Origin of the sequence: Hymenobacter sp. BT18, from assembly GCF_012273015.1 — a bacterium.
GTDB lineage: Bacteria > Bacteroidota > Bacteroidia > Cytophagales > Hymenobacteraceae > Hymenobacter > Hymenobacter lutimineralis.
In genome coordinates this window covers 2,570,806-2,595,782 of the sequence record NZ_CP050954.1, presented here as the reverse complement: position 1 = coordinate 2,595,782, position 24,977 = coordinate 2,570,806, and the positions used below count along the sequence as shown (strand labels likewise).

General features: G+C 60.8%; 23 protein-coding genes. 15 read left to right on the top strand and 8 right to left on the bottom strand.

The window, feature by feature from the left end; all coding sequences use genetic code 11:
* Window positions 1–95: 95 nt before the first annotated feature.
* From HER32_RS10920 to HER32_RS10900, 5 genes are all read left to right on the top strand, one after another.
* Window positions 96–1,037: a homoserine kinase gene (locus HER32_RS10920; RefSeq protein ID WP_168681900.1), complete on the top strand. Its 942-nt coding sequence runs from the start codon at window positions 96–98 to the stop codon at window positions 1,035–1,037.
* 168 nt (window positions 1,038–1,205) lie between these two features.
* Entirely contained in the window at window positions 1,206–2,531 is a 1,326-nt protein-coding gene (gene thrC / locus HER32_RS10915) for a threonine synthase (RefSeq protein WP_168681899.1), read from the top strand.
* A gap of 70 nt (window positions 2,532–2,601) precedes the next feature.
* Entirely contained in the window at window positions 2,602–3,276 is a 675-nt protein-coding gene (locus HER32_RS10910; RefSeq protein WP_168681898.1) for a DUF3365 domain-containing protein, read from the top strand.
* Between the two features lie 33 nt (window positions 3,277–3,309).
* Window positions 3,310–3,984: a phosphoribosylanthranilate isomerase gene (locus HER32_RS10905; protein ID WP_168681897.1), complete on the top strand. Its 675-nt coding sequence runs from the start codon at window positions 3,310–3,312 to the stop codon at window positions 3,982–3,984.
* A gap of 127 nt (window positions 3,985–4,111) precedes the next feature.
* Window positions 4,112–5,383 (top strand): protoporphyrinogen/coproporphyrinogen oxidase, encoded by a 1,272-nt coding sequence (locus HER32_RS10900; RefSeq protein WP_168681896.1) that lies wholly within the window; start codon window positions 4,112–4,114, stop codon window positions 5,381–5,383.
* Between the two features lie 67 nt (window positions 5,384–5,450).
* Here the strand turns inward: HER32_RS10900 and HER32_RS10895 are convergent, their stop codons facing one another.
* Genes HER32_RS10895 through HER32_RS10880 form a run of 4 tightly spaced genes read right to left on the bottom strand, consistent with a single transcriptional unit; the run spans window position 5,451 to window position 9,028 of the window.
* Entirely contained in the window at window positions 5,451–6,395 is a 945-nt protein-coding gene (locus HER32_RS10895) for an HNH endonuclease (RefSeq protein ID WP_168681895.1), read from the bottom strand.
* A gap of 45 nt (window positions 6,396–6,440) precedes the next feature.
* The gene (locus tag HER32_RS10890; RefSeq protein WP_168681894.1) at window positions 6,441–6,680 is read right to left on the bottom strand and encodes a hypothetical protein; all 240 of its coding nucleotides are present in this window, start codon (window positions 6,678–6,680) and stop codon (window positions 6,441–6,443) included.
* A 12-nt stretch (window positions 6,681–6,692) separates the two neighbouring features.
* Window positions 6,693–7,694, bottom strand: a complete 1,002-nt coding sequence (locus HER32_RS10885; protein WP_168681893.1) for an SPFH domain-containing protein — start codon at window positions 7,692–7,694, stop codon at window positions 6,693–6,695.
* 2 nt (window positions 7,695–7,696) lie between these two features.
* Entirely contained in the window at window positions 7,697–9,028 is a 1,332-nt protein-coding gene (locus HER32_RS10880) for a hypothetical protein (RefSeq protein ID WP_168681892.1), read from the bottom strand.
* A gap of 223 nt (window positions 9,029–9,251) precedes the next feature.
* Here HER32_RS10880 and HER32_RS10875 point away from each other — a divergent pair, with 223 nt between their 5' ends.
* From HER32_RS10875 to HER32_RS10850, 6 genes are all read left to right on the top strand, one after another.
* Window positions 9,252–10,874, top strand: coding sequence for a Na+/H+ antiporter (locus tag HER32_RS10875; protein ID WP_168681891.1), 1,623 nt, complete (start codon window positions 9,252–9,254; stop codon window positions 10,872–10,874).
* A gap of 343 nt (window positions 10,875–11,217) precedes the next feature.
* Window positions 11,218–12,648: an NrfD/PsrC family molybdoenzyme membrane anchor subunit gene (nrfD, locus tag HER32_RS10870; RefSeq protein ID WP_168681890.1), complete on the top strand. Its 1,431-nt coding sequence runs from the start codon at window positions 11,218–11,220 to the stop codon at window positions 12,646–12,648.
* Between the two features lie 54 nt (window positions 12,649–12,702).
* The gene (locus HER32_RS10865; RefSeq protein WP_168681889.1) at window positions 12,703–13,017 is read left to right on the top strand and encodes a hypothetical protein; all 315 of its coding nucleotides are present in this window, start codon (window positions 12,703–12,705) and stop codon (window positions 13,015–13,017) included.
* Between the two features lie 214 nt (window positions 13,018–13,231).
* On the top strand, window positions 13,232–13,867 hold the full coding sequence (locus HER32_RS20230; protein WP_168681888.1) for a response regulator transcription factor: 636 nt from the start codon (window positions 13,232–13,234) through the stop codon (window positions 13,865–13,867).
* A gap of 136 nt (window positions 13,868–14,003) precedes the next feature.
* Entirely contained in the window at window positions 14,004–14,702 is a 699-nt protein-coding gene (locus HER32_RS10855) for a DNA-binding domain-containing protein (RefSeq protein WP_168681887.1), read from the top strand.
* Between the two features lie 140 nt (window positions 14,703–14,842).
* Window positions 14,843–15,325 carry a hypothetical protein gene (locus HER32_RS10850; RefSeq protein ID WP_168681886.1) on the top strand — a complete coding sequence of 161 codons (483 nt, stop codon included), beginning with the start codon at window positions 14,843–14,845 and terminating at the stop codon, window positions 15,323–15,325.
* Window positions 15,326–15,413: 88 nt separating this feature from the next.
* Here HER32_RS10850 and ettA read toward each other — a convergent pair whose 3' ends face one another.
* The gene (gene ettA, locus HER32_RS10845; protein WP_168681885.1) at window positions 15,414–17,081 is read right to left on the bottom strand and encodes an energy-dependent translational throttle protein EttA; all 1,668 of its coding nucleotides are present in this window, start codon (window positions 17,079–17,081) and stop codon (window positions 15,414–15,416) included.
* A gap of 328 nt (window positions 17,082–17,409) precedes the next feature.
* On the opposite strand from ettA, the gene HER32_RS10840 reads away from it, so the two are divergent.
* The 3 genes from HER32_RS10840 (at window position 17,410) to HER32_RS10830 (ending at window position 19,886) form a co-directional block, all read left to right on the top strand.
* The gene (locus HER32_RS10840) at window positions 17,410–18,723 is read left to right on the top strand and encodes a DUF349 domain-containing protein (RefSeq protein ID WP_168681884.1); all 1,314 of its coding nucleotides are present in this window, start codon (window positions 17,410–17,412) and stop codon (window positions 18,721–18,723) included.
* 120 nt (window positions 18,724–18,843) lie between these two features.
* Window positions 18,844–19,065 (top strand): DUF2795 domain-containing protein, encoded by a 222-nt coding sequence (locus HER32_RS10835; RefSeq protein ID WP_019948259.1) that lies wholly within the window; start codon window positions 18,844–18,846, stop codon window positions 19,063–19,065.
* Window positions 19,066–19,142: 77 nt separating this feature from the next.
* On the top strand, window positions 19,143–19,886 hold the full coding sequence (locus tag HER32_RS10830) for an ABC transporter ATP-binding protein (RefSeq protein WP_168681883.1): 744 nt from the start codon (window positions 19,143–19,145) through the stop codon (window positions 19,884–19,886).
* A 37-nt stretch (window positions 19,887–19,923) separates the two neighbouring features.
* Here HER32_RS10830 and HER32_RS10825 read toward each other — a convergent pair whose 3' ends face one another.
* The 3 genes from HER32_RS10825 to HER32_RS10815 form a co-directional block, all read right to left on the bottom strand.
* Complete coding sequence (locus tag HER32_RS10825) at window positions 19,924–21,117, bottom strand: lycopene cyclase family protein (protein WP_168681882.1); 1,194 nt, start codon at window positions 21,115–21,117, stop codon at window positions 19,924–19,926.
* Between the two features lie 191 nt (window positions 21,118–21,308).
* Window positions 21,309–22,172, bottom strand: coding sequence for a TIGR00730 family Rossman fold protein (locus HER32_RS10820; protein WP_149070191.1), 864 nt, complete (start codon window positions 22,170–22,172; stop codon window positions 21,309–21,311).
* A 231-nt stretch (window positions 22,173–22,403) separates the two neighbouring features.
* Complete coding sequence (locus HER32_RS10815; RefSeq protein WP_149070192.1) at window positions 22,404–23,666, bottom strand: ABC transporter permease; 1,263 nt, start codon at window positions 23,664–23,666, stop codon at window positions 22,404–22,406.
* A gap of 187 nt (window positions 23,667–23,853) precedes the next feature.
* Between HER32_RS10815 and queA the strand changes: the two genes are divergently transcribed.
* Window positions 23,854–24,903: a tRNA preQ1(34) S-adenosylmethionine ribosyltransferase-isomerase QueA gene (gene queA / locus HER32_RS10810; RefSeq protein ID WP_149070193.1), complete on the top strand. Its 1,050-nt coding sequence runs from the start codon at window positions 23,854–23,856 to the stop codon at window positions 24,901–24,903.
* The last annotated feature ends 74 nt before the right edge of the window (window positions 24,904–24,977 follow it).

The window sequence follows — 24,977 nt, the reverse complement described above, 5'->3', positions numbered from 1 at the left end:
TAATTCAACGAAGCGGTAGAGATGCTTCGACAAGCTCAGCATGACGAAAACGTCATTTTTATAAGCCCCCAAACACGCTATTTCAGATTTGCTACATGCCTTTTTCTCCTGAAACCGTTACCGTGCTTGCTCCCGCCACCGTGGCCAACGTGGTATGCGGGTTCGACGTGCTGGGGTTTGCGCTGGCCGCCCCCAACGACGAAATGCGCCTGCGCCTGACCGAGCAGCCCGGCGTCGTCATCATCAACGACGACGACTTTGGCCTGCCCACGGAGCCTACGCGCAACGTGGCCGGGGCGGCGCTGCTGGCCATGCTGCGGGCCGTGCCCGAGCCGCTGGGCGTGGAAGTGCGGATTCGGAAAGCCATCCGGCCGGGCAGCGGTATTGGCAGCAGCGCCGCCAGCGCCGCCGGGGCCGTGGTGGGCCTGAACCGCCTTTTGCACGAGCGGTTCAGCAAGGCCGAGCTGGTGGAGTTTGCCATGTATGGGGAGGAAGTAGCCTCCGGGGTGCGCCACGCCGACAACATTGCGCCCGGCATTTACGGGGGCGTCACCCTGATTCGGTCGACCACGCCCACACCCGACGTGGTGCCGCTCGACGCTCCGCCCCTGTTCGTGACGGTGGTGCACCCACAGATTGAGGTGAAGACCTCCGATGCTCGCCAGATTCTGAAGCGGCAGGTGAGTTTGCAGGACGCCATCCGGCAGTGGGGCAACGTGGGCGGGCTGGTGGCCGGCCTGCTCAAGCACGACTACGCCCTCATCGGCCGCTCCCTCGAAGACGTGATTGTGGAGCCTGTGCGCAGCATCCTCATTCCGGGGTTCCGGGAGGTGAAAGAAGGCAGTCGGGCCGCAGGAGCGCTGGGCGGGGGCATTTCCGGCTCGGGGCCTTCTCTGTTCATGCTCAGCCAGGATGAGGCCACGGCCCAAGCCGTGGAAGCGGTGATGCGCGCAACCTACCAGCGTCTGGGGCTGGAACATCATATCTACCTGACGAGCATCAACCCCCACGGCTGCCAGATCGTGAATAACCCTTGATTCCTAAGCCTCAGCAGGATCCTAGCGTGCTCTGCGCCCTCTGCGCAAACCGCTGCGGCTTCTGCGGGCTAAAAACGCTTGAGCTGGGCTCGTTCGACGGTCATAAGGTCCTTCGCAAGCTCAGGATGACAGAAAACAAACGAATAGAAACGACTAACCTCAACCAGCATGCGCTACTACAGCCTCAACCGCCAGTCTGAAACCGTGGACTTCCGGACTGCTACCATTGCCGGGCAGGCCCCGGATGGCGGCCTGTATTTCCCCGAAACCATTCCGCAGTTTCCGGCGGGCTTTGTGGAGCAGCTCCCGCATCTGGAACCGGCGGAGGTTGCCTACACCGTGCTGGCACCCTACGTGGGCGAGGCTATTCCGGAGGCGGAGTTGCGCTGCATCTGCGCCGAAACGGTGAACTTCCCGTTTCCGCTGGTGCCCGTGGCCAACGGCATCAGCGCCCTGGAGCTGTTTCACGGGCCCACGCTGGCGTTCAAGGACGTGGGGGCCCGCTTTATGAGCCGCTGCCTGGGCTACTTCTCCCGCAGTGAAACCCGACCCGTAACGGTGCTGGTGGCTACTTCCGGCGACACGGGCGGGGCCGTAGCCAGTGGCTTTCTGGGCGTGCCGGGCGTAGAAGTAGTTATTCTGTATCCCTCGGGGCGGGTGAGTCCCGTGCAGGAGCAGCAGCTTACGGCCCTGGGCCAGAACGTAACGGCCCTGGAAATACGCGGCAACTTCGATGACTGCCAGCGCTTGGTAAAGCAGGCCTTCCGCGACCAGGAGCTCATGCAGCAGCGGCGCTTCACCTCGGCCAACTCCATCAACGTGGCACGGTGGCTTCCCCAGCAGGTGTACTACTGCTACGGCGTGGCCCAGGCCCTGGCCCAGACCGGCAACCCCCCGGTGGTGGCCGTGCCCAGCGGCAACTTCGGCAACCTCTGCGCCGGCTTGCTGGCCCACGTTTCGGGACTGCCGGTAGCGCGCTTTGTGGCGGCCTGCAATGCCAATGCCGTAGTGCCCGCCTATCTTACCTCGGGCCGGTATGCGGCCCAGCCCGCTGTAGCCACCCTCTCCAACGCCATGGACGTGGGCGACCCCAGCAACTTTGGCCGCATTCTGGAGCTGTTCGGCAATGAGTACCCCAGCATCCGGGAGAAGCTCAGCGGCTACTCCGTATCGGACAACGAAACGGCGGCTACCATCCGGCGGGTGCATCAGCAAACGGGCTACGTGCTCGACCCCCACGGAGCCGTAGCCTACTTCGCCCTGGAGCATTACCTGGCCCGCAACCCCGAGGCGGCGGGGGTCTTTCTGGAAACAGCTCACCCCGTGAAGTTCCCCGACGTGGTGGAGGCTGCTACAGGCCGGGAAGTGGCCGTGCCCGCAGAGCTGCAAACCCTCATGCAACAGCCTAAGCGCAGTGTGGTGCTGGCGCCCGCCTACGAGGAGCTGCGGGAGTACCTAACGGGCCAGCTCCAGGAAAGCTCAGTGACGGCCTGACAGGATCTACCCCTATCTTTGGGGAGCGGGCCGGGAGCAGTATTTTCGGCCTGATCTAGCGTCTTTGCCTATGCGTTTCTTATTCTGCCTTCTGGTGGTAGCCGGTGGCGTGCTGAGCGGCTGCCGGCCCGACCAGATTGAGCACCTGCGCAACACGAAAGAGCTGGCCGTGGAAGCCGAGAACTGGCAGGTGAAGCGCATTCTTCCCAAAGACCTGCTGCGTGCCACCCGCTGGGCCGGCGACTCCCTCACGGGCTACGCCGACCGGGAGCTGAACCGCGTACTCGCGCAAAAGCTGCAGGAAGGTGGGGTAGCGGCAGCCCTCCCGTACTGCCAGCCCGAAACCTACGCCGCCGTCGATTCGCTGGCGCGGGTGCTGGAGGCCGTGCCCCGGCGGGTAACCGCTAAGCCCCGCAACCCCGCGCACCAAGCCAAGCTGGTCGCAGCTGAACTCACGCCCGACACCCTGCGCACCGTGCGGCGGCCTTCTACGGAAGTGTTTTTCTACCAGCGGCCCATCGTGCTCAGCGATGCCCAGTGCCTGCGCTGCCACGGCGAGGTGGGCAAGGACGTGGCCATGGCGGACTACGCGCTGATTCAAAAACAATACCCCCAGGACCAAGCTACCGGCTACCGCCTGGGCCAGGTGATGGGGGCTTGGCAGGTGCAGCTGAAGCGGGCGGGCGTGGCGGAGTTCTACACCATGAAAACCCGCAAAATCATGAAGCGGCGCAAGCTGTTTTAGACGCCCGCTTTTCCGTTACGTACCAACGCCTCTATGGCCCTTCCCACCTACCACCCGCGCATCAAGATCTGCTGCATCAGCACCCCGCAGGAACTGGCGCTGGCCGTAGCCGCTGGAGCCGACGCCCTGGGCCTGGTAGCCCGCATGCCCTCCGGCCCCGGTATCCTGCCCGACGACCAGGTGCGGCGGCTGGCCCAGCTCACGCCCCCGGCCGTAGGCTCTTTCCTGCTCACCAGCGAAACCGATACGACCTCCATTATTGCGCATCAGTGCCGCACGGGCACTTCTACTTTGCAGATTGTAGACCGCCTCAGCACGGGCTCCTACCAGGATCTGCGCACGGCCTTGCCCGGTATTCAACTGGTACAGGTAATCCATGTGGTAGATGAGCGGGCCGAGGAGGAAGCGCACCGCGTGGCCCCGCACGTGAATGCTATTTTGCTGGACAGCGGCAACCCCGGCCTAGCCGTGAAGGAGCTGGGCGGCACCGGCCGTACCCACAACTGGGCCATCAGTCGGCGCATCCGCGACGGGCTGAACATGCCGGTGTTTCTGGCCGGCGGCCTCACCCCCGACAACGTGCAGGACGCGCTGGCGGCCGTGCGCCCCTTCGCCGTAGACGTGTGCAGCGGTATCCGTACCAACGGCCACCTCGACCCCGTCAAGCTCCGCCGCTTCGTGCAGGCCGTGCGGACGTTTGAAGGGTAGGCGCCCCTTTTAATCAAGGCTTTCACGCCCTGTCTTCCTTTGGGCGCAGCTTCTCACGGAGATTTTTCAGGGCGAGGTGAACACCTGTTGGCCCAACCTTCCGTTGGGTTTCGCAGTTTGGGCAGGTATGACTGCTGCTCCCGACAAACCCATCATCATCATCGGCGCTGGCATGGCCGGCCTTACCTGCGCCAACTACCTGCACCGCGCCGGCCGGCCCGTGCTGGTGCTGGAAGCCGCCGACGCTGTGGGCGGGCGCGTGCGCACCGACGTGACGCCCGAAGGCTTCCGCCTCGACCGCGGCTTTCAGGTCCTGCTCACGCGCTACCCCGAGGTGCAGCGCCTGCTCGACTACGGCGCCCTCAACCTGAAACCCTTCCGCTCGGGAGCCATCATCCGCCTGCCCGATGGCCAGCAGACCACCCTGCTAAACCCCTTGCGCCAGCCCTCGGGGGCCCTGGCCGCCCTCACGTCCCGGGTAGGCAGCCTCCCCGACAAGGTGCGGATTGCCAGCCTGGCCCGCCACGTAAGCCTCGTACCGGCTCAGGAACTGCTGGAGCGCCCCGTGCCCAACGATGTAGATACCCTGAGCTTTCTGCGTCACTATGGCTGGAGCGAGCAGATGATTATCAACTTCTTCCGCCCCTTTTTCGGGGGCGTATTCCTGGACCGCGGCCTGAGCACAGCGGCCAATTTCTTCGAGTTCGTATTTCAGCAATTTGCCCTGGGCGAGGCTGTGGTGCCGGCCTTAGGCATGCAGCAGATACCCGAGCAGCTGGCCGCCCGCCTGCCCGCCGGCACCGTGCGCCTGAATACGCCCGTAGAGGCTATTGACGGCACCACCGTGCGCCTCTGGACCGACCAAACCCTGGAAGCTGCTGCCGTGGTAGTGGCCGTAGATGGGGAGACTGCCCGCAAGCTGCTGTCCCAGCTGCCCGCCGCCGAGGCTGGCTGGCGGCAAACCACCTGCACGTACTTTGCGGCGCCCGGCTTTACCCCCTCGGGCCCGACCCGCCTTTTGCACCTCAATGCTTCCCCGGATGCTCTAGCGCACAACGTGGCGTTTCCGGCCAACGTCAGCGCCGAGTATGCTCCGGCCGGGGCCGCGCTGGTATCCGTCAGCACCCACGGGGAGCATGGGCTGAGCGAGGCGGCCCTCACGGAAAAGCTGCGCCAGGAATTGGCCGACTGGTTTGGGGCCGACGCCCTGCAGTGGCAGCACCTGCGCACCTACGTGCTGCCCCAGGCGCTGCCCGTGTATCCCGCCGGTCAGCCCCCGCGGCAGCCGCTGCGACTCTCTGATACGCTCTACCGCTGCGGCGACTACACGGCCTATCCTTCCCTGAACGCCGCCATGCAAACCGGCCGCGAAGTAGCCGAGCAGCTGCTAGCCCGGTGAAGCACCAACGCCCGTTTTCAGCATCATATACAGGAAAGGCCTCGGGGTAGCCTTCTGTCGTTTTAGCTCACCTGCCTCCAAATCCTTCCCGCCGGGGCCACCACTCCGCGCGCTCGGGTAGCCGCAGCGGCTGGCCCTCAAACTGCAGGAGCCCATGCTCGGCACCACGCAGCTCGCGGAAGGAGGCCGCTATGCGCACGCGGTAGTCCTGGTCGATGCGGAGCAGGTGGCGGTCGAAGGCACGGTGCAGGGTGGGCGTCAAAGCCAGGCCGTTGCCGATGGTGTCGTCGTGGCTGATAGACCAGGGTACAATGTGGCAGGCATCGAGCAGGGGCGCGACGGCGCTGGTGCCGGTGCTGATGAGCTGCAGCCCCGAAATGGCGCAAGTGTAGTTGTACACCCGCAGCACTTCCCGCTTAAAAACAGCGCTGCGCACCGCCGTTTCTACTTCATCGGCGAGGTTGATATGGGTCCGATAGACAGCGGCCGGCTCCTCCAGCATCTGGCGGCCCAGCGCCTGCAACGCCTCGGGGCCGGCCGTGGGGCGGTAACGGAAGCGGGTTTGCGGAAAGTAGCGGTCCAGCAGGGCGTCGCGGAACACGTGGCGGGTGGCCTGGTCCTGGAGCAGCCGCCAGAGGGCTTCATCGAGGGCGGCGTAGGCTACTACCTGGCGCAGGTGGCCCAGGCTGCGCGGAGAGCCGGAAGCCGTGAGCACCAGAGGCTGGCCGAAGTGGGTGTGCAGGTGCCAGAACTTCTCGCCGGTGAGGTGGTAGAACGGCAGGGCAAAGTTGTTGGCCCGAAACCGCCCCGACACGCTCAGGTCGCGGCAGTTGCTTTGAAAGGCGGCCAGCAATTCCGGCGTAATGATGATCTGGTTGTCCTGAATAGCGCCTTCTTCGATGCCTTCGAGCACGGCCAGCAGCAAGGCGGGCTTATACGGTGCTTCCTCCCCACTCAGCCTACTGGTTTTGAGCTTGCGAAAACGCGTGAGGTAGTGGGGCAAGTCGGTCATGGCAAGGCCCAAGGTACGTGCTGAACTGCTCTTGCCGACACTTGGCTACCGCTTGGGATGGGCCCGGTTGCCCCGCTGCGCATCGTAACCCGCGGCAGGGTTCGAGAAGAAGGCAAACCGAATGACAACCAGCACCACTAGGGTAGCGGCCAGAATGCCTAGCGTGAGGCCGCTACGGAGCAGCGTAGAGGAGCTGACCACCGAAACACCCCAGACGCGCAACACACCAAGGACGGCCAGAGTCAGGCAAAGCAGCACGATGGCCGCGCCCAGTAGCTTTTTCATAAGGAAGTAGGGTTAGAGCTGGTCAAGCCAGCCTTTCTTTTTGGTGTCAAATTCCTCCTGGGTGATGATGCCCTCGGTGAGCAGGAGCTTGAGCTTCTGGAGCTGCTGCACCGGGTCGACGCTGGTGGGGGTGCTGGTGGCTTCCTGCTTTTCGGTGGCGAAAACCCGGCCTAGCTCGGCCCCCGCACCCAGCTGCAGGCCCGCGCCGGCCAAGCCGCTTTCGTTGCGGGCCGCGTCGCGCAGGGCTTTCAGCTTTTCCAGCTCGGCGTAGTTGAGCCCCCCGGCGGCGGCGGCCTGGGCGTCGGCCGACACGTCGGAAATGCGGCCAATGCGCTGCTGAGAGGCCTTGTCGAAGACGGTGCCGTTGATGCGGAAGTCCGTTAGCGCGCAACCGAGGCGGGCAAACTCGGGGATCAGCAGTTCCTGGAGCTGAGCCGAGAGCGGGCCGAGGTGCGCGTCAATCTGCTGGTAAGAAAACTGCGCCGAGGCCAGCACGGTAGCCAGCACCGACGGGATACGGCTTTGCAGCAGCGCCCGGGCCTGCTGCACGGTGTAGAGGTCCTGCTGGCCGGCTATTTCGGCGAAGAACCGCTGCCCATCGTCGAGGCGAAAGGAAAAGCTGCCGTTGGCGCCCAGCTCCACGGGCAGCTGGTACACCGGGTCCACGTACTTGATGGGCATGGCGGTACCCCAGCCCTGGTTCACGTTTTCGGCCCACCGGAAGAAGTAGACCTTCACCTTATGCTCGCTCTCGAAGCCCGTGCGCAGCTTGGTGAGCGTGGTAATGAAGGGCGTGTTCTCCGTTTCGAGGTTGTAGATACCCTCCGTGGTCAGCGCATCAGCCACTCGGCCTTCGTACACCAGCAAAGCCCCCTGCCCCGGCCCGATGATGAGCTTGCTGGCGTTCTTGAGCTCGTCGTGCTCGGCGGGAAACTTCGCCAGCAGCACCCCCGGCTGCGGGTTGGCCCACTCAATGACGGAGGCCAGCTGGTTGCGAAAAAAGCGAAAAGCCATAGCTACGGAAGTTCAGGGTATTTCTGGAGTTGCCCACTCAGGCTGAGGGTATACGTCTGACGGCCGTCCTGCAGCGCAAACCCCTGCGCATAGCGGATGGCCCGGTCGGGGCTGTCGGACGCCGCCAGGGGCTGGGTGAAGCGGATAGCGCCGGTGCGGGCATCCAGGCATTGGACGGAGACTGGAATGGTGGGCGAGGCAGTGGGCTTAAATGAAATCAGCACGTAGTCGGCGTCGGCGTACAGCAGGCTGGGGTCGAAGTACAACCGGCCCGGGGTGAAGTCGGTGTAGGAAAGCACCCGGGCTTCTTTCAGCTCGTAGGGCGTGATAAGGCGCTTCACGTGCGGGTCGGCGTCGGTGAAAATGCCCGAGCCGCCGTAGTCGTCGCTCCACTCAAAACGGGGTAGGTCCCGGGCCCCGCCGCCATTGTCGCGGTACTGGTACTTGATTAGCTGGATTTTATCCTCGGGGTAGGTGGTGCTTTTGCGGCTGAAGATGAAGGCCGTCTTGGTAGGGGCCCGGGGCTGCAGGGTCTTGAAGCCGTGCCGGGCCTCGTAAAAATCATCCTGGGTGTACACCTGATGAATCAGCGGGAAGTACATCAGGTTGCGGCCGTCGTTGGTGAACAGGGCGAAGTAGTCGCCGTAGTCGTCGTCGCCGGCTTCTACGGTGGCAATGCCGCTGGTCAGCTTCGGCTGCCCCTGAAACAGGGGCTTGGTTACCTCTTTCAGGCTGTTGGCGGCTTTGTCCACGCGGTACACGGCCGTTTTGTTGGCAATCAGGTACAGGTCGCCGTTCGAAAACTGCTTGAGGTCGAAATCGGGGGAAGAAGCGCCGGGCGGAATGGGCACGGGCACACTTTTCAGCGCCGTCCCGGTAGTAGCATCGGCAAACACCGCGTAGCTGCTATCCTGGGTTTCGCCGTCGTAGCTACGCGTGCCCACCTGGAAGAGCACGGGCTTCTGCGTAGGCGCAAGGTAAAGCAGGGCTTCGCGGCTGCTGAAGCTAAACTTGCTACTCTTTTCTTCCTCGGCCGGCGCAGCCGGCACGGACGCTACGAACACGGGCTGGGGCGCATCCCGGGTGAACAGCTGCCGGACTCCGAAAACCAGGAGTAAGGCCACCACTGCCACCACACCGGCCAGCACGCGCAGCTTTGGGGCCGGGCCGGTGGGCGGCGCTACCTGCCGTACCGTGTAGTTGATGTTGATGTCGTCGTTGTCGAGAAAGTATTCCGTGCCGCAGTTCTCGCAGCGGAACACCTCGGGGCTCACCAGGGCCTTCTGCGTGCTGCCACACTTGGGGCACTCAATTGCTTTTATTGCTTTGGCCATATAGTACCCGGATAATCTGATCGGCAGCAGGAAGCTACCGGCGGGGCGCGCCGCAAATTAGGCGGTAGTTGGTGGTTTCGGCGCAAGTTGCCTAAACGTAGTCTATTGCCTGCCCCCGGGCCTACGGAAGCCGCCGGGCTGCCCGGAATAGCGTTTTTACCATCGAGCCACTACCTTCCGGCTGCGGGTGCTGGCCGCCCGCCGCTAAAACTACTTTTTACTCATGCACGACACCGCGCTGCACGAAACAATACTTCTGGTCCTGGGCCTGCTGTTTGCCATGCTGCTGCTCGTGATGCTGAGCCAGAAGCTGCGCATCTCCTACCCCATCTTTCTGGTGCTGGCCGGGCTGGCGCTCAGCTTCGTGCCGGGGCTGCCGCCCATCACCATCAACCCCGACCTGATCTTCCTCATCTTCCTGCCGCCCCTGCTCTACCAGGCCGCCTGGGACACTTCCTGGAAAGATTTCTGGCGGTGGAAACGCCCTATTGCCCTGCTGGCGTTCGGGCTGGTGTTCTTTACCTCCATCATCATAGCCTACGTGAGCCGGGCCATGATTCCGGGCTTCACGCTGGCGCTGGGGTTCCTGTTGGGCGGCATTATCTCCCCACCCGATGCCGTGGCGGCCACCTCCGTGCTTAAGGGCATCAAGGTGCCGCGCCGCGTGACCAGCATCCTGGAGGGGGAAAGCCTGATTAACGATGCCAGCTCCCTGATTGTCTTCCGGTTTGCCCTGGCGGCCGTGGTGTCGGGCACGTTTGTGTGGCAGCAGGCGGCTACTTCGTTTCTGCTGGCCAGCGGCTTGGGGCTGGCTATAGGGCTGGCGGTGGGCTACGGCTTCTACCTCATTCACAAGTACCTGCCTACTACGCCCAGCATCAATACGGTGCTCACGTTTATTGCCCCTTACGTGATGTACCTGCTGGCCGAGGAATTTCACTTCTCGGGCGTGCTGGCCGTGGTGAGCGGGGGGCTGATGCTCTCCTACCACTCCCATCGGGTATTCGATGCCGATACCCGCCTGCAGGCCAACAGCGTGTGGACCAGCGTAGGGTTTGCCCTCAATGGGCTGGTGTTTATTCTCATTGGGCTGGAGCTGCCGGTGGCGGTGCACGGGCTGGGCTCCTATTCGCTTGGGCAGGCCATCAGCTACGGCCTTATCATCAGCGCCATCGTTATCCTGATCAGGCTGGTGTGGATGTTTCCGGCCGCCTTTGTGCCGCGCCTGCTGTTTCGCAGCATCCGCACCCAGGAAACCAGCCCCGGCTGGCAGGGCCCCATTATCATCGGGTGGGCCGGCATGCGCGGGGTGGTGTCCTTGGCCTCGGCTCTGGCCGTGCCTTTGCTGCTGAGCAACGGGCAACCCTTTCCGCAGCGCAACCTCATTCTGTTTATCACCTTCGTGGTAATTCTGGTCACGCTCGTGTTTCAGGGCCTCACCCTGCCGGCCATTATCCGCCTCACGGGCGTGGCCGACATTGAGGACCGTATGCCCACCGACGAGCAGGAAGCCGGTATCCGACTGCGGCTGCGGCACGTGGCCCTAGCCCACCTGGCCCGGCACTACACCTCCGATATTCAGGCCAACGAAATGATAGCCGCCCTGCAGCAGCGCATGCAGGCCGAGGCCCAGCGCACCGGCAACCTGCTCGAAGCCCTCGACTACGACGAAAACAAGCGCCAGGCCCTGCAGCGCTACCACCAGGTGCTGCTGGACGTGCTGCAGGTGCAGCGCGAGGAGCTGTTTGTGCTACGGGCCGAGGATGTGTTTGAAGAAGAAATGCTCCGCCACCAGGAAGCCCAGCTCGACCTCGACGAGGCCAAGATCAGCCACATGCCCCACTAAGGCGCGCATAGTGAGCAAACACAAGTTTTAGCGCCTCAGAACGTCATACTGAACGTGTCGAAGCACCTCGCGAACTGACATTGCCAAAGTAACCGTCATGCTGAGCGGAGCCGAAGCATCTCTACCTCTGGCTAACTAATTGGCCTTGCAACGAAGCGCTAGAGATGCTTCGACTCCGCTCAGAATGACGGTCTTTTTATTTACTGTGCATACTCTACAGTGGCCTCGACAGCTATACGCTAACAAGGCGCCAAGGCGTTGGAGGGGTTGTAAACCTTGCGTACAATCAAGGATTTGGGGGTGAGCGGGAGCGTGCTTTGCGGCATACCAATTCGCTTGTGTTATGCAGCACGTATCGCCCGTTCGCCTGCCCTTGGTTACGGGAGGCAAAACCTACCACGACGTTACTGAGGACGTGAGCCGCCACGTGGAGGCCAAACCCAACCGCCGCTGGGCCTTGGCTCTCACGGCCGCCCTGCTGCTGCTGGGCATCTTCTTCTACTCAGTTTACCGGACACTGTGGTACGGCATCGGGGAGTGGGGGCTGAACAAAACGGTGGGCTGGGCCTGGGACATCACCAACTTCGTGTGGTGGGTGGGCATCGGCCACGCCGGCACGCTTATCTCGGCCGTGCTGCTGCTCTTCCGTCAGAAGTGGCGTACCTCCATCAACCGCGCCGCCGAGGCCATGACCATCTTCGCCGTAATCTGCGCGGCCATGTATCCGGTGTTGCACCTTGGCCGGCCCTGGCTGATGTTTTGGGTGTTTCCCCTCCAGAACACCTTTGGCTCGCTCTGGACCAACTTCAACTCCCCGCTGCTGTGGGACGTGTTTGCCATCAGCACCTATTTCACCGTCTCGCTCGTGTTCTGGTACACGGGCCTGGTGCCGGACTTTGCCACCATCCGCGACCGTGCTAAAGGCCCCATTGCCAAAGTGGCGTACTCGCTGCTGAGCATGGGCTGGAAAGGCTCAGCCAAGCACTGGTCCCGCTATGAAACGGTGTCCTTGATCCTGGCTGGCGTGTCTACCCCGCTGGTACTCTCCGTGCACACCATCGTATCGATGGACTTTGCCACCTCGGTTGTACCGGGCTGGCACACGACCATCTTCCCGCCCTACTTCGTGGCCGGGGCTATCTTCTCGGGCTTTGCCATGGTGCTCACCCTGATGCTCATCACCCGGGTGGTGTTCAAGCTGGAGGACTACATCACCCTCGAGCACATTGCCCTGATGAACAAGATCATGATGATTACCGGCTCGATTGTGGGCGTGGCCTACATCACCGAGTTCTTCATTGCCTGGTACTCGCAGGTGGAGTTCGAGCAGTACGCCTTCATCAACCGGGCCACGGGTCCCTACTGGTGGGCCTACTGGTCCATGATGACCTGCAACGTGATTACCCCGCAGCTGGTCTGGATCCGGCGCATCCGCTACTCGATTCCGGCCACCTTCATCTTGTCCATCATCGTCAACATCGGCATGTGGTTCGAGCGGTTCGTGATTATCGTTACGTCCCTGCACCGCGACTACCTGCCCTCGTCCTGGGCCATGTTCTCCCCGAGCTGGATTGACATCGGCATCTACGTGGGCACGCTGGGCCTGTTCTTCACCTTGTTCCTGCTGTTTGCCAAGTTCTTCCCCGTCATCAACATGGCCGAGGTCAAGTCCGTGCTCAAGTACACCGTCGATAATGGCCCCACGTACCGGCAGCTCCCCAAAGACACTCCGCAAGCCACCCTGTCAACCGAGGCAGCAACCGCCAGTCACTAACCAAGCCCGACGCCCTTTCCTTGGTGTCCCTTCACTTCCTATCCTATCTTAGCCATGTTTGTTGATCTGCTGCTGGCGGCCCTTAGCCTTTTCCTGCTGATACCCCTCGTAACCGGCTACTGCGCCTGCAGCTACGGCCGCTCGTTCTGGCTGTGGTTTGTTCTGGGCTGTCTGCTGCCGGTTGCTTCCCTGGTGGTGCTGGCCGTCCTGCTGCACCGCAAGGAAATGCAGCCCGGGGAGCGGCTGCTGGCGGAGGCCCGGGAAATCCTGGCTTCCGCGGCCGAGGAAGAAAGCCGCCTGTGGCAGGAGTTGAGCCCCCTTACCAGCACTACCGGCTTGCGCCAGCCGCCCCTGTCGGCCCACCGCTGACCTGGTGCCGGCAGGGTGCACCGGCAAATACTTTATTTTCTTAATATACCCACTTCCAGGTATTGACAGCGGGAGCTGAAACCGCTACATTCGATTATTCCGCTCTGGCGCTGCCTGTTACGAACCGCGCCTTCCTATTACTACCTATTGCCAGCAGTACCGGACCGCTCTTGGGCGGCCGCTATCCACGTGTGGTTTATTTCACTTCGTCTGTATGGCCCTATCCATTATGGGACCTCCTACCGTGCTGGTAGCGGCGCCCCCTTCCCTGCACCGACAGGGGCTCCTGACTACCCTGCAAACGCAATGGCCTGCTCTGGCCTGTACCGTCACGGCCGATGCCGGGCAGCTGCAGGCGCTGCTCCGGCAGCAAGCCTTTGGGCTGGTGGTGCTGGATAGTACCTTTTGCGGGCCGGCCGTGCCCCTGCTCCGCCAGCTGCACACTATCCGCGGTAGTCAGCTCGTTTTGGTCCTCACGGGCCCACGCCTAGCACCTCTGCTCCGCCAGCAGCTGCTCCAAGCCGGGGCCCACGCCCTGCTGCGCCAGAGCGCCGACCCGGCCGCCGCGGTAGCCACTATTAGCGCTTTGCTCAGTGGCGCGGCCGGGGGCACAATGCCTGGCGTAGCCCTGCCGCCTACCTCCCACCTGTCCATCCCATTTAGTCGGCGCGAGGTAGAAGTACTGCGCCTCGTGGTAGGCGACTTCAGCAACCAAGAAATAGCCGATAAGCTGTGCCTAAGCGTGCGCACCGTGGAAAGCCACCGCCGGGCCCTGCTGCAGAAAGCTGGCGTGCGCACCCTGGTAGGCCTCGCGGTGCAAGCCGTACGCCAGGGCTGGGTGACGCCCTGACCCAAGCGCCGGTGCAAGCTTTCAGGAAGTAGCGTAGGCTATCCTAACGCATGAAAATTCAGTGCTGGCACTGATGCGCGGCGTCCTCAGAATCGGCAGCTTTGCCCTATAGCTCAACTGTTTATTCTCTCTTGCTATGCCCATCCGCTACGCCCTTATCGAAAACAAACTCACCACCGACCCCGATGATTACCGGGGCCGTGTGCAGCACAATACCACCGTCACCATTGAAGAAGTAGTGCAGAAGATTGCCCGACCCGGCTCTACCGTAACGGCCGCCGAAGCCCTGGCCTTCTGGGAAGAGCTAAGCCAAGCCGTAGTAGCGGAAGTGCAGGCCGGCAACCGGTTTCTTTCCGACCTGTTTGTGGTAAGCCTGACTATGACCGGCACTTTCGACGGCGCTCAAGACCAATTCGACCCCACTCGCCACCAGTTGAGGGTGCGCCTAGCCCCCGGCACTCGCCTCCGCCGGGCCGAGCAAGGCCTAACAGTGGAACAGGTTCGCGCCGACTCTACCCTGCCCCTGCTCGAAGACCTGGAAGACTTCACCTCCGACACCCGCAACGAAAAGCTCACCAAAGGCGGCACCGCCCGTCTCACCGGCGAGCGGCTCAAATTCGATGCAAAGGACGCCCAGCAGGGCGTTTTCCTGGTAGCCAGCAACGGTACCGCTACCAAGGTAGCGCGGGTGCTAACGAATATGCCAGGTGAGCAGCTCTTTCTGGTTCCGGCTACCCTGGCGGTCGGCACTTACCGGGTGGAGGTGCGCAACCGGGCCAAGAACAGCACCGACATGAAAACCGGTAGCCTCGGGGATACGCTCACGGTTGCCTAAGCCTAGTCGACCCGACGGACTAACCTAGTCCGTCGGGTCGACTAGGCTTGCATATTTCAGTGGATACCTAGCTCCACTTACCAAAAAAGGGGCGTAACCGAAAAGCCATACGAGTAGGACCACTCCATCTCTAACTATTTATGCCCTACATCACCAGCACACAGGAAGTTAGTGACGAACTAGCTTTCTACATCCAAAATGAGGCCTTGTCTTTGGCCCAGCGGGATACTTTCTCGATTGAAAACTTCATTGATCGTGAGGCGTTCAACCCCGATGTACAAGCTTATCTAAATTCTCCGGAGGCGGCGCAGCTTTTCGGCGATGGTATGGACAACTCTCCCTTGAGCCTCACTTTTGCTCAGGAAAAAGCCTTCCTTGCGCCCAATTGGCCCAACTGGCTGCGCTTTAGATTTAAAAAATTCAAGAAGCTCATCAAACGTGTATTCTGTGAGGTAGTAACTTCTATAGAGGATGCCGAAATCAAAGATGTCATTAAAGCTGTCCTGGTGGGGTTAATTCCTGCTTTTGGCGCGGGCGGCTTACCGGGTATCGCCATCGGAATTTTAATTGGGTTCGTCGCCTTATTAATTAAAGCGGGAATCCAAGCAGCTTGCCCAGCCTAAATGTGCTGGTCTAAATCCAATTTCTAAAAAGCCTCGGCCGCGCTTCCCGCGACCGAGGCTTTTAATATTTTTACTATAACTCCCGCTGTTACCCCAAACTCCGGTACCGCACGCGCTTGGGCTCTACGTCGCCGAGGCGCTTCTTCTTGGCTTCCTCGTAGTCGGAGAAGTTGCCCTCAAACCACACGACCTGCGAGTCGCCTTCGAAGGCGAGGATGTGGGTGGCCAGGCGGTCAAGGAACCACCGGTCGTGGCTGATGATAACGGCGCAGCCGGCAAAGTTCTCCAGCGCGTCTTCCAGGGCCCGAATGGCATTCACGTCCAGGTCGTTGGTGGGTTCGTCGAGCAGCAGCAGGTTGGCGCCCTGCTTGAGGGTGGTGGCCAGGTGCACGCGGTTCCGCTCACCGCCCGAGAGCGAGCCGACTTTCTTTTCCTGGTCGCCGCCGCGGAAGTTGAAGTTGCTGACAAAGGCCCGGGAGTTTACCTGGCGGCCGGCCAGCAGCATGGTTTCGGTGCCGCCGGAAATGGTCTCGAACACCGACTTGTTGGGCTCCAGCGTGTCGTGCTGCTGGTCTACGTAGGCCGTCTGCACCGTGGGGCCCACCACGAAGGTGCCCGCGTCGGGCTCCATCTGGCCGGTGATGAGGCGAAACAACGTGGTTTTGCCGGCGCCGTTCGGCCCGATAATGCCCACGATGCCGCCCTGGGGCAGGTTGAACGACAGGTTCTCGAACAAAAGCTTGTCGCCAAATGCCTTGGTCAGCCCTTCCGCCTCAATCACCTGGGCACCCAGGCGCGGGCCGTCGGGGATGAAAAGCTCCAGCTTCTGCTCTTTCTCCTTGGCGTCGGAGTTCACCATCTTGTCGTAGCCGGCGAGGCGGGCTTTGCTCTTCGCCTGACGGGCCTTGGGCGCCATGCGCACCCACTCCAGCTCGCGCTGCAGGGTTTTCTGGCGCTTGCTCTCCGTCTTCTCTTCCTGGGCTAGGCGCGAAGCCTTCTGCTCCAGCCAGGACGAGTAGTTGCCCTTCCACGGAATACCCTCGCCGCGGTCCAGCTCCAGAATCCAGCCCGCCACGTTGTCGAGGAAGTACCGGTCGTGGGTAACGGCTATAACGGTGCCCTTGTACTGCTGCAGGTGCTGCTCCAGCCACAGCACGCTCTCGGCGTCGAGGTGGTTGGTGGGTTCGTCAAGCAGCAGCACGTCGGGTTCCTGCAGCAGGAGGCGGCAGAGGGCCACGCGGCGCTTTTCCCCACCCGAGAGGTTGCCGATGATGGCGTCGGGGGCGGGGGTGCGCAGGGCATCCATGGCGCGCTCCAGCTTGCTGTCCAGGTTCCAGGCGTCGAGTTGGTCGAGGCGCTCCTGCACGGTGCCCTGGCGCTCCAGCAGCTTGTCGAAGTCGGCATCCTCGGCCCCGAAGGCCTCGTTGATTTCGTCGAACTCCTTGAGCAGGGCCACGGTTTCGGCAGTGCCTTCCTGCACGACTTCCAGCACCGTTTTGGTGGCGTCGAGCTGGGGCTCCTGCTCCAGGTAGCCCACCGAGTAGCCCGGCGACCAAACCACGTCGCCCTGAATCTGTTTATCTACCCCGGCAATGATCTTGAGCAGCGAGGACTTACCCGAGCCGTTGAGGCCGAGCACCCCGATTTTGGCGCCGTAGAAAAACGAGAGGTAGATGTTTTTGAGAACCTGTTTCTGGGGCGGGTACACCTTGGTAACCCCGGCCATGGAGAAAATGATGGTGGGCTGGTCGGACATAGGGAAAGAAGAACAAAAAGCGCGGACCTTGCGGCGGGTCGTTGCAACGGTTACATAGCTGAAAGGCGTCTCTCCCAGTAGCGGCCGGCTGCCGGGGGCATAACCGCCGGTGGGCCGGGCGCGTAGCAGGGGCAGGCGCTACTCGAAGGAGGCGTACCGGGTCCGCGGGCCCGGTAGCTCAAAGGTAGGCAGGCCCCGGCGGCTTTCCCAGGCCAGCCTCTCCCAGGTTTGCGCGCCGACTTTGCGTGGCAAGCCGTAAACTTGTAGTACTTTTTGCCCTGAACTCCTGAACCCCCACCTATACGCTCGCGCGCTATTCATCCCATTTATGGAATCACAAGAGTACCTGTTGGCCGAAGCTCGTCGCTACGGTTACGTTGAAGGCGAAGAAGTGTGGCTGCGCCCCTTTATGCAGCTCCCGGCCCGACGCGTAGGCCAGGTAAAAGAGTCGGCCGACGCTTCGCTGGTCTACTTTGCACAGCGCTTTGAATTGTTTCGGGGCAAGGTGGAAGACCTGCTCCAGAAAATAGAAGAAGCCGAAAACAAAGGCTCCTTCCTGATGAAGGCCCAGCACCTGAAAGAGCAGGTAGCCAGCTACGATGCCCTCGGTGACTTTGAAACCCTACACCGCCGCCTCACCGAGGCTGAGGAAGGCGTGAAGGTGACGGTGAACCGCAACCGCGAAAAAAACCTGGCCACCAAGATCAACCTGATTCAGGAAGCCGGCGAGTTGAAAAACACCGTGGACTGGGCCGGGGCGAGTGAGAAGGTGAAGGAGTTACGCCAGATCTGGATCAAGACCGGGCCAGTAGAAAAGCAGCACACTGAGGAACTGGAAACCCGATTCCAAGCCGCCGTCGACTCTTTCTTTGCCGCCCGCAAGCAGTTCCAGGCCGAGAAAAAGGCCATGGTCAACCGCGTGTACGACAAGTACAAGGAGCTGATTCATAAGTCGGAGGCGCTGCAAAATTCCAACGACTTCGAGGAAACTACCCGCAAGCTCAAGCAGCTGCAACAGGAGTGGAAAGAAGTGGAAGGCTCCCTACCCCGCAAGCAGGCCAACGACCTGTGGACGCGCTTCCGGGCGGCCCACAACCACTTCTTCGAGCGGCTAAAGGTGCACATCAACACCCGTCGCCCCGAAACCACCGGGGCCGTGAGTGGCAGCGCCGAAGACAACCTGGCCCGCAAACGGGCCCTGGTAGCCGAAGCCACCGCTTTGCTCGACCAGCCCATGTCCCAAGCCGTGACGCGGGCCAAGGAACTGCAGGCCGCCTGGAAGCAGGTGGGCCCCGTGCGAGGCGAAGAGTCGGACCGCGTGTGGGAGCAGTTCCTGGCCGCCTGCGACAAAGTGTTTGAGCTCAGCGCCCTGGAGCACTTCGTGCGCAAGCGCCAAGCCAGCGGCCTTGATGTGAGCACGCCCGAAGAGCAGTACAATGTGCGGGCCCAGGCTTTGCGTGACTTCATCAAGTCGGACAAGCAGGAGCAGGAAGTGCTGGAGCAAAACCTGGATAAGCTGAGCAACGCCCCCGGCAACGACGCCTTCCGCACGATGTTGCAGGGGAAAATCCGCACCTTCCAGCGAAAAATCCGCACCAAGACCGAGTTAATTGACCTGTTGCGGCAGCGCTTGGTTGCATAGTCCAACTTTGCACGTTATTTTACGTTGTCGTCGTTAAGCAGCAAAAACCCCTACCTTCCGTTAGGAAGCTGCTTACGAACTTCTTCTTTTGCCAACCCTTTTTTTGTAGCACACACGACTATGTATTGGACGCTGGAACTGGCTTCATATCTGGAAGACGCACCCTGGCCCGCCACCAAGGACGAATTGATTGACTACTCTATCCGCTCGGGAGCCCCGATGGAAGTGGTAGAAAACCTGCAGGCGCTGGAGGACGACGGCCAACCGTATGAGAATATTGAAGAAGTCTGGCCCGACTATCCGACGAAAGAAGACTTCATGTTCAACGAAGACGAATACTAGAAATAAGAGCCTAGAACTCAGAGCTTAGAACTTAGACCATCTGGTCGAAGGTGCTTTTATCCTAATTCTCAGTTCTGATGTCTAAGCTCTCAGTTCTACAGATTGACAATCTGGTTGCGGGGTATGAACAGCGTGTTCTGCTCCGCAACCTTTTTTTGTGCCTGCCCGAGCCGGCCTTCGTGGCCGTTATCGGCCACAACGGCTGCGGCAAAACCACGCTCTTTCGCGTGCTCACCGGCCAGCTGCCGTACCAGGGTACGGTGCAGCTGGCGGGCCACGACCTGCGTACCCTGCGGCGCCCGGCGGCTACGGGGCTGCTGGCTCACCTGCCCCAGCGCAATGTGGTGGGCTTTTCGATTGCGGTGCGCGAGCTGGTAGTGATGGGGCGCTACCGCCACCACCGTTTCCTGGGTGGCTACTCCGCTCACGACTATGCGCTGGCAACTGAAGCTCTGGCGGGCGTGGGTGCTGGCCACCTCGCTCACCGCGACTTTACCCTGCTCTCCGGCGGGGAGCAGCAGCTGGTATGGCTGGCCCAGCTGAGTTTGCAGGATGCCAACGTGTACCTGCTCGATGAGCCCACCCAGCAGCTTGACGTGTACTACCGGCGACGGGTATTCTCCCTCTTGCACCGCTGGGTTACGGAACAGCAGAAAACCGTCCTCTGCATCACCCACGACCTGGATAACCTTACCTCACTGCCCGGCTATCTGCTGAACCTCTCACGGCCCGTGCCCACACTACAGGTGTTATCGGCGGCTGTGGTGGAGGCGGAGCGTGCGTTTCTGGAAAGCGAAGAAAGCCTCGCGGTACACGGGTGAAGGAGTGACTTCTACCCTCAACTCACCTTCACACATCTCACCTTTGCCCCGGGCGGCCCCGCACCACGTGCCAGATAGAGCGCAGAAAGGGCCAGGGCGTCACGGAATTCATGATCTGGAAATTTTCCCAGGCGGACGTGCGCTCATCCAGAAACCGGAAAATCCGCTCGACGGGGTTGCGCTGAAACAGTTCCGTGAAAATGGCACTGGTTCGTTCGCCCTGCCGCTGCATGATGTCGAGCAGCAAGGTATCAAACATATGAAACTGCCACTGGTCGCCGGTTGGGTCGTGCGGAGGCTGGCCCGTAGCAACAAGCCCCTCTACTAACCGCGTCGAGTGTGCCTGAATGCGCTGAAAAGCATACCCTGTGCTGGGTTTGGCCCGCCCCGCCCGCGTACCCAGGTTGATGATGTGCGGCCCATCCTGAGCCGGCAGCGGGTGGTCCGTCATCGGTATGGCCCCTATTTCTACGGCCTCAATGCGGAATTCCGTAACGCCCAGCGTATCGCGTAGATAAGTCCGAATGGCTGCTTCGTATTCAGTCTGGGGCAGCGGCGCGGCCGAAAAAAGTGTGTACTCCACCAAGGCCCGGCGGGGACTAAACGGCAGCACGTACATGAACCGAGCCTCTTGGTGCTGCTCGCCGCGAAAGTCCATAAACTCCACTGTTGCCGGGTCGAACACGTCTTGCTCCGTTTCCACTTCCCAGCCCACAAAGTGCTGTAGCAGGTAGCAGTACCTTTCTGGTTGTTTCTGCTGCGCTAGGTTAGGAGGCCGACTATCGAAGGCGTAGCGGGCGGAGAATGTGCCCAGGGCAGTGGTGGCCCGGGCCCCATCCGGCGTGTTTTCCAGGTGCTCTACGGTAATCTGCAGGCGGGTAAACTGGGAATTGCCAGCTAAGGCCGCTTGCACAAACTGGTAGAAATCCAGCCCCCGAATCATCTTATAGCGGTAGTTCTGCAGAGGAAAAACCTGCTCGAAGCCCGGACTGCGGAACGCCAGCTGTTCCCAGTCGTGCGCCACAATTCCATCAAACAAGGTAGGCGCATCGGCCCAGAACGACCAGGTCCGGTCATTCTGGCTTTTGGCCTCCGGCTCGAGCAACAGCACGCGCTTATCGGCCAGGGCCGGGGCCTGGCTGATGTGGTAGGCCAGGCTCAGGCCCGCCGCCCCACCACCTACAATGAGGTAGTCATACTCACGGCTTGGCTCTGTTTTATTGGATTGCACGGATTCCAGGGATAGTTCGTTGAGCGAAGCTACACGACAGCATGATACAGCCCGCAGGATTAACAATTCTTATATCAAACTGTCTCAGCAGTTGTAAACAAAAAAGCCGCTTCCTGGGAGGCGGCTTTTTGACGTTAGCTAGGCTGTTGAGGATACCACGTGTAGCAAGATGGCCTGCAGCCAAAGCAACCCTAGAAGTTCGGCGAGAGCAGGTACTTGCTGTAGAAGTCGTCGATGATTTTGACGGCCGACTCAGCATCGTCCACAATCTGCACCAGCTCCATGTCTTCGGGCGAGATGTTGTGCTCCTCGTGCAGCATCACTTCCTCAATCCACTTAAATAGGCCATTCCAGTAAGCCGAGCCCACCAACACGATGGGGAAACGACCAATTTTCTTAGTTTGAATGAGCGTAATGGCTTCAAACAGCTCGTCGAGGGTGCCGAAGCCGCCGGGCATGCCTACAAAGCCCTGGGCGTACTTGATGAACATCACCTTGCGCACGAAGAAGTAGTCGAAGTTGATGATCTTGTCGGGGTCGATGTAGATGTTGTTGAACTGCTCGAAGGGCAGCTCAATGTTGAGCCCCACCGACTTGCCACCCTCGGAGTGAGCCCCCTTGTTGCCGGCTTCCATGATGCCGGGGCCACCGCCCGTAATCACGCCGTAACCGTGGCGCACCAACTTGGCCGCAATTTCTTCGGCCATCTGGTAGTAGGGGTTTTCGGGCTTGGTGCGGGCCGAGCCGAAAATAGATACGCAGGGCCCGATCTTGGTCAGCTTCTCGAAGCCTTCCACGAACTCGGCCATTACTTTAAAGATCTGCCAGGAGTCGGCAATCTTGATTTCATTCCAGTCTTTATCAACAAACGCCTTTCGGATGCGCTGCTCGTCGTCGACCTGCACCGTGCGCTTGCCATGGGTTTGCTCCCGGATATCACTGATGGTTTTAACCTTGTTGTCGTTGACGTTGGGCTGCACAATGGTCTGGCCACTGCCGGCATTCAGCACCTGGTCAGCTATTTTGGTTCTGCTGGTTTTTTTGAGCTTCGCCATAGGAGCTACAAAGGGGAAATAAGGTGCCGGCTGCCACCGGCCAACGGCTCGGAACGGCAGGGGGGAAATGGCCGGCACCCGGTAAATGGAAAAAGAAAAAGGCAAAAAAAAGCCGCCTCACGGAAGGAAGGCGACCAAAAGTAGCGACCCGCAAGTTAACAGTTTGTTAACATCACGCTAGCACAATCATCAAATTATTACGCTGGCCCGGCCACGTACCAGGCCAGCCAATTACTTCGAGCGGATGGCAATAACGGGGTCGAGGTTGGAGGCCAGCACCGCCGGAATAATACCCGCCAGCACCCCGATTACTACCGACACGGTAAGGCCCAGCGCGATGTTGCCCGCCGAGAGGAAGATAGGCATGGCGTCCTGCGGAATCAGCGTGATGAGGTACACCAGCAGAATACCGGCGCCGCCGCCGAGCAGGCACAGGAATATGGCCTCAAACAGAAACTGGAACAGTACGAAGTAATTCTTGGCCCCCAGGGACTTCTGAATGCCGATGATGTTGGTGCGCTCCTTTACCGACACGAACATGATGTTGGCAATGCCGAAGCCCCCCACCAGGATGGCAAACGAGCCGATAACGGCCCCGGCCACCCCGATGATGGAGAACAGCTGGGAAATGGCATTGGCCAGCATTTCGGGGCGGTTCAGGGCAAAGTTGTCTTCTTCGCGGGGTTTCAGCCCCCGGATGGTGCGCATAGCCCCCTGGATTTCCGACTCCAGGTTCAGCATGCCGGGGTCGGTGTCAACGCCTTTCACGCCGATGGTGGCCTGGGCCCCACCCGAGTTACCGATGCTTAGGGCAAATATTTTCGTAAACGCTGAGAGCGGAACCAGGCAGTTGGTGTCGTTGCTGGGCGTGTCCAGCAGCTTTTTGCCTTCCTTCTGCATCACCCCAATGATGTTGAACTTCTGCCCGTGGGTGCGGAACTCCTTGCCCAGGGCCGAGCCGTTGGGGTACAGGTTGTGGGCAATATCGTACCCCACCACGGCCACGTTGCGCGCCGCATCCATTTCCTGCGCCGTAAAGTAGCGCCCTTCCTGCACGGGCACATCCGACACCAGACGGTAATCGAAGGTGACGCCCTGCAGGGCAATGCTTTCCACGCTGTTGTTGCCGGCCTTGAGCGTATTGCCACCCCGGGCCGCAAACAGGGCCACGCCCCGCTGGTTTTCCGTCGACAGCATCCGCTGCAGCTCCCGAAACTCCTGAACGGACGGATTGGGCCGGTTGAAGTACTTCCACCAGGGGTAGTCGCCACCAAACGCCCAGGGCCACTTCTGCACGTAAATCACCTTGTCGCCCACAAAGCTCATGCTCTGCCGCACGTTGGCCTCCAGCGAATCGACGACGGCAAACACGGCAATGATGGCGAAGATGCCCACCGTGACGCCCAGCAACGACAGCACCGTACGCAGCAGGTTGGCGCGAAGGGCTTGCCAAGCAAACCGGAAACTTTCAAATGTCAGACGTATGGTTTTCATAGCAGGCGTGTGGCGGGGGTGCAGAACGAAATGGGCGGTGCTGGACAACAGAATATAACTTCTCCGCTTTGCCCCTACTCCATTTCAGCGTTTTCGGGCGGAAAGTAACGATTTATCCAGCCATTGTGTGTACTTTCGCACCCTCAAATTTTTCGTTAGGTTCCCCTCCTATTGCCCTTTTTGGCCCATGAAACTGTCCGAGTTCAAGTTTGACCTGCCTGAGGCCCTCGTGGCCCAGCATCCTACCAAAAACCGCGACGAATCGCGCCTCATGGTGCTCCACCGCAGCACGGGCAAAATCGAGCACCGGGTATTCAAAGATATCATTGAATATTTTGAGGATGGCGACGTGATGGTCGTGAATGACACCAAGGTTTTTCCGGCCCGCCTCTACGGCAACAAGGAAAAGACCGGGGCACAAATTGAAGTATTCCTGCTGCGGGAGCTTAACAAGGAAATTCACCTGTGGGATGTACTCGTAGACCCCGCCCGTAAAATCCGGGTGGGCAACAAGCTGTACTTCGGCGAGTCGGATATGGTAGCTGAGGTAATCGACAACACCACGTCCCGCGGCCGTACCATCAAGTTCCTGTTCGATGGCTCCGACGAAGAGTTCTACAAGGCTCTGCACGACCTGGGCGAAACGCCCATTCCCAAGGAGTTCATTTTGCGGGATACGGAAGCCGCCGACAAGGAGCGGTACCAGACCATCTACGCCAAGAACACCGGCGCCGTAGCGGCCCCTTCGGCTGGCCTGCACTTCACCCGCGAGGTGATGAAGCGCCTTGAAATCAAGGGGGTAGACATGGCCCCGGTAACCCTGCACGTGGGCCTGGGCACGTTCCGGCCCGTGGACGTGGAAGACCTGACCAAGCACAAGATGGACTCGGAGAACTTTGTGGTGCCGGCCGGTACGGCCACCATCGTGAACCGGGCCCTCGATAACAAAAAGCGGGTCTGTGCCATCGGCACCACCTCTATGCGTGCCATGGAGTCGTCGGTGTCGGCCAATGCGCGCCTGAAGCCCACGGAAGGGTGGACCGACCGGTTTATCTTCCCTCCGTATGATTTCAAGATTGCCAACTGCCTGCTCACCAACTTCCACACGCCGGAAAGCACGCTCATGATGATGTCGGCCGCCTTCGCGGGCTACGACTTCCTCATTGAAGCCTACAAGCTGGCCATCAAGGAGAAATACCGCTTCTTCAGCTACGGCGACGCCATGCTAATTTTGTAGTAGGGGACTTAGCTGTAGGTTTTACTTGGCTTACTGATTACGCCGGATGCTCTTTCATTAGCGCATCCGGCGTT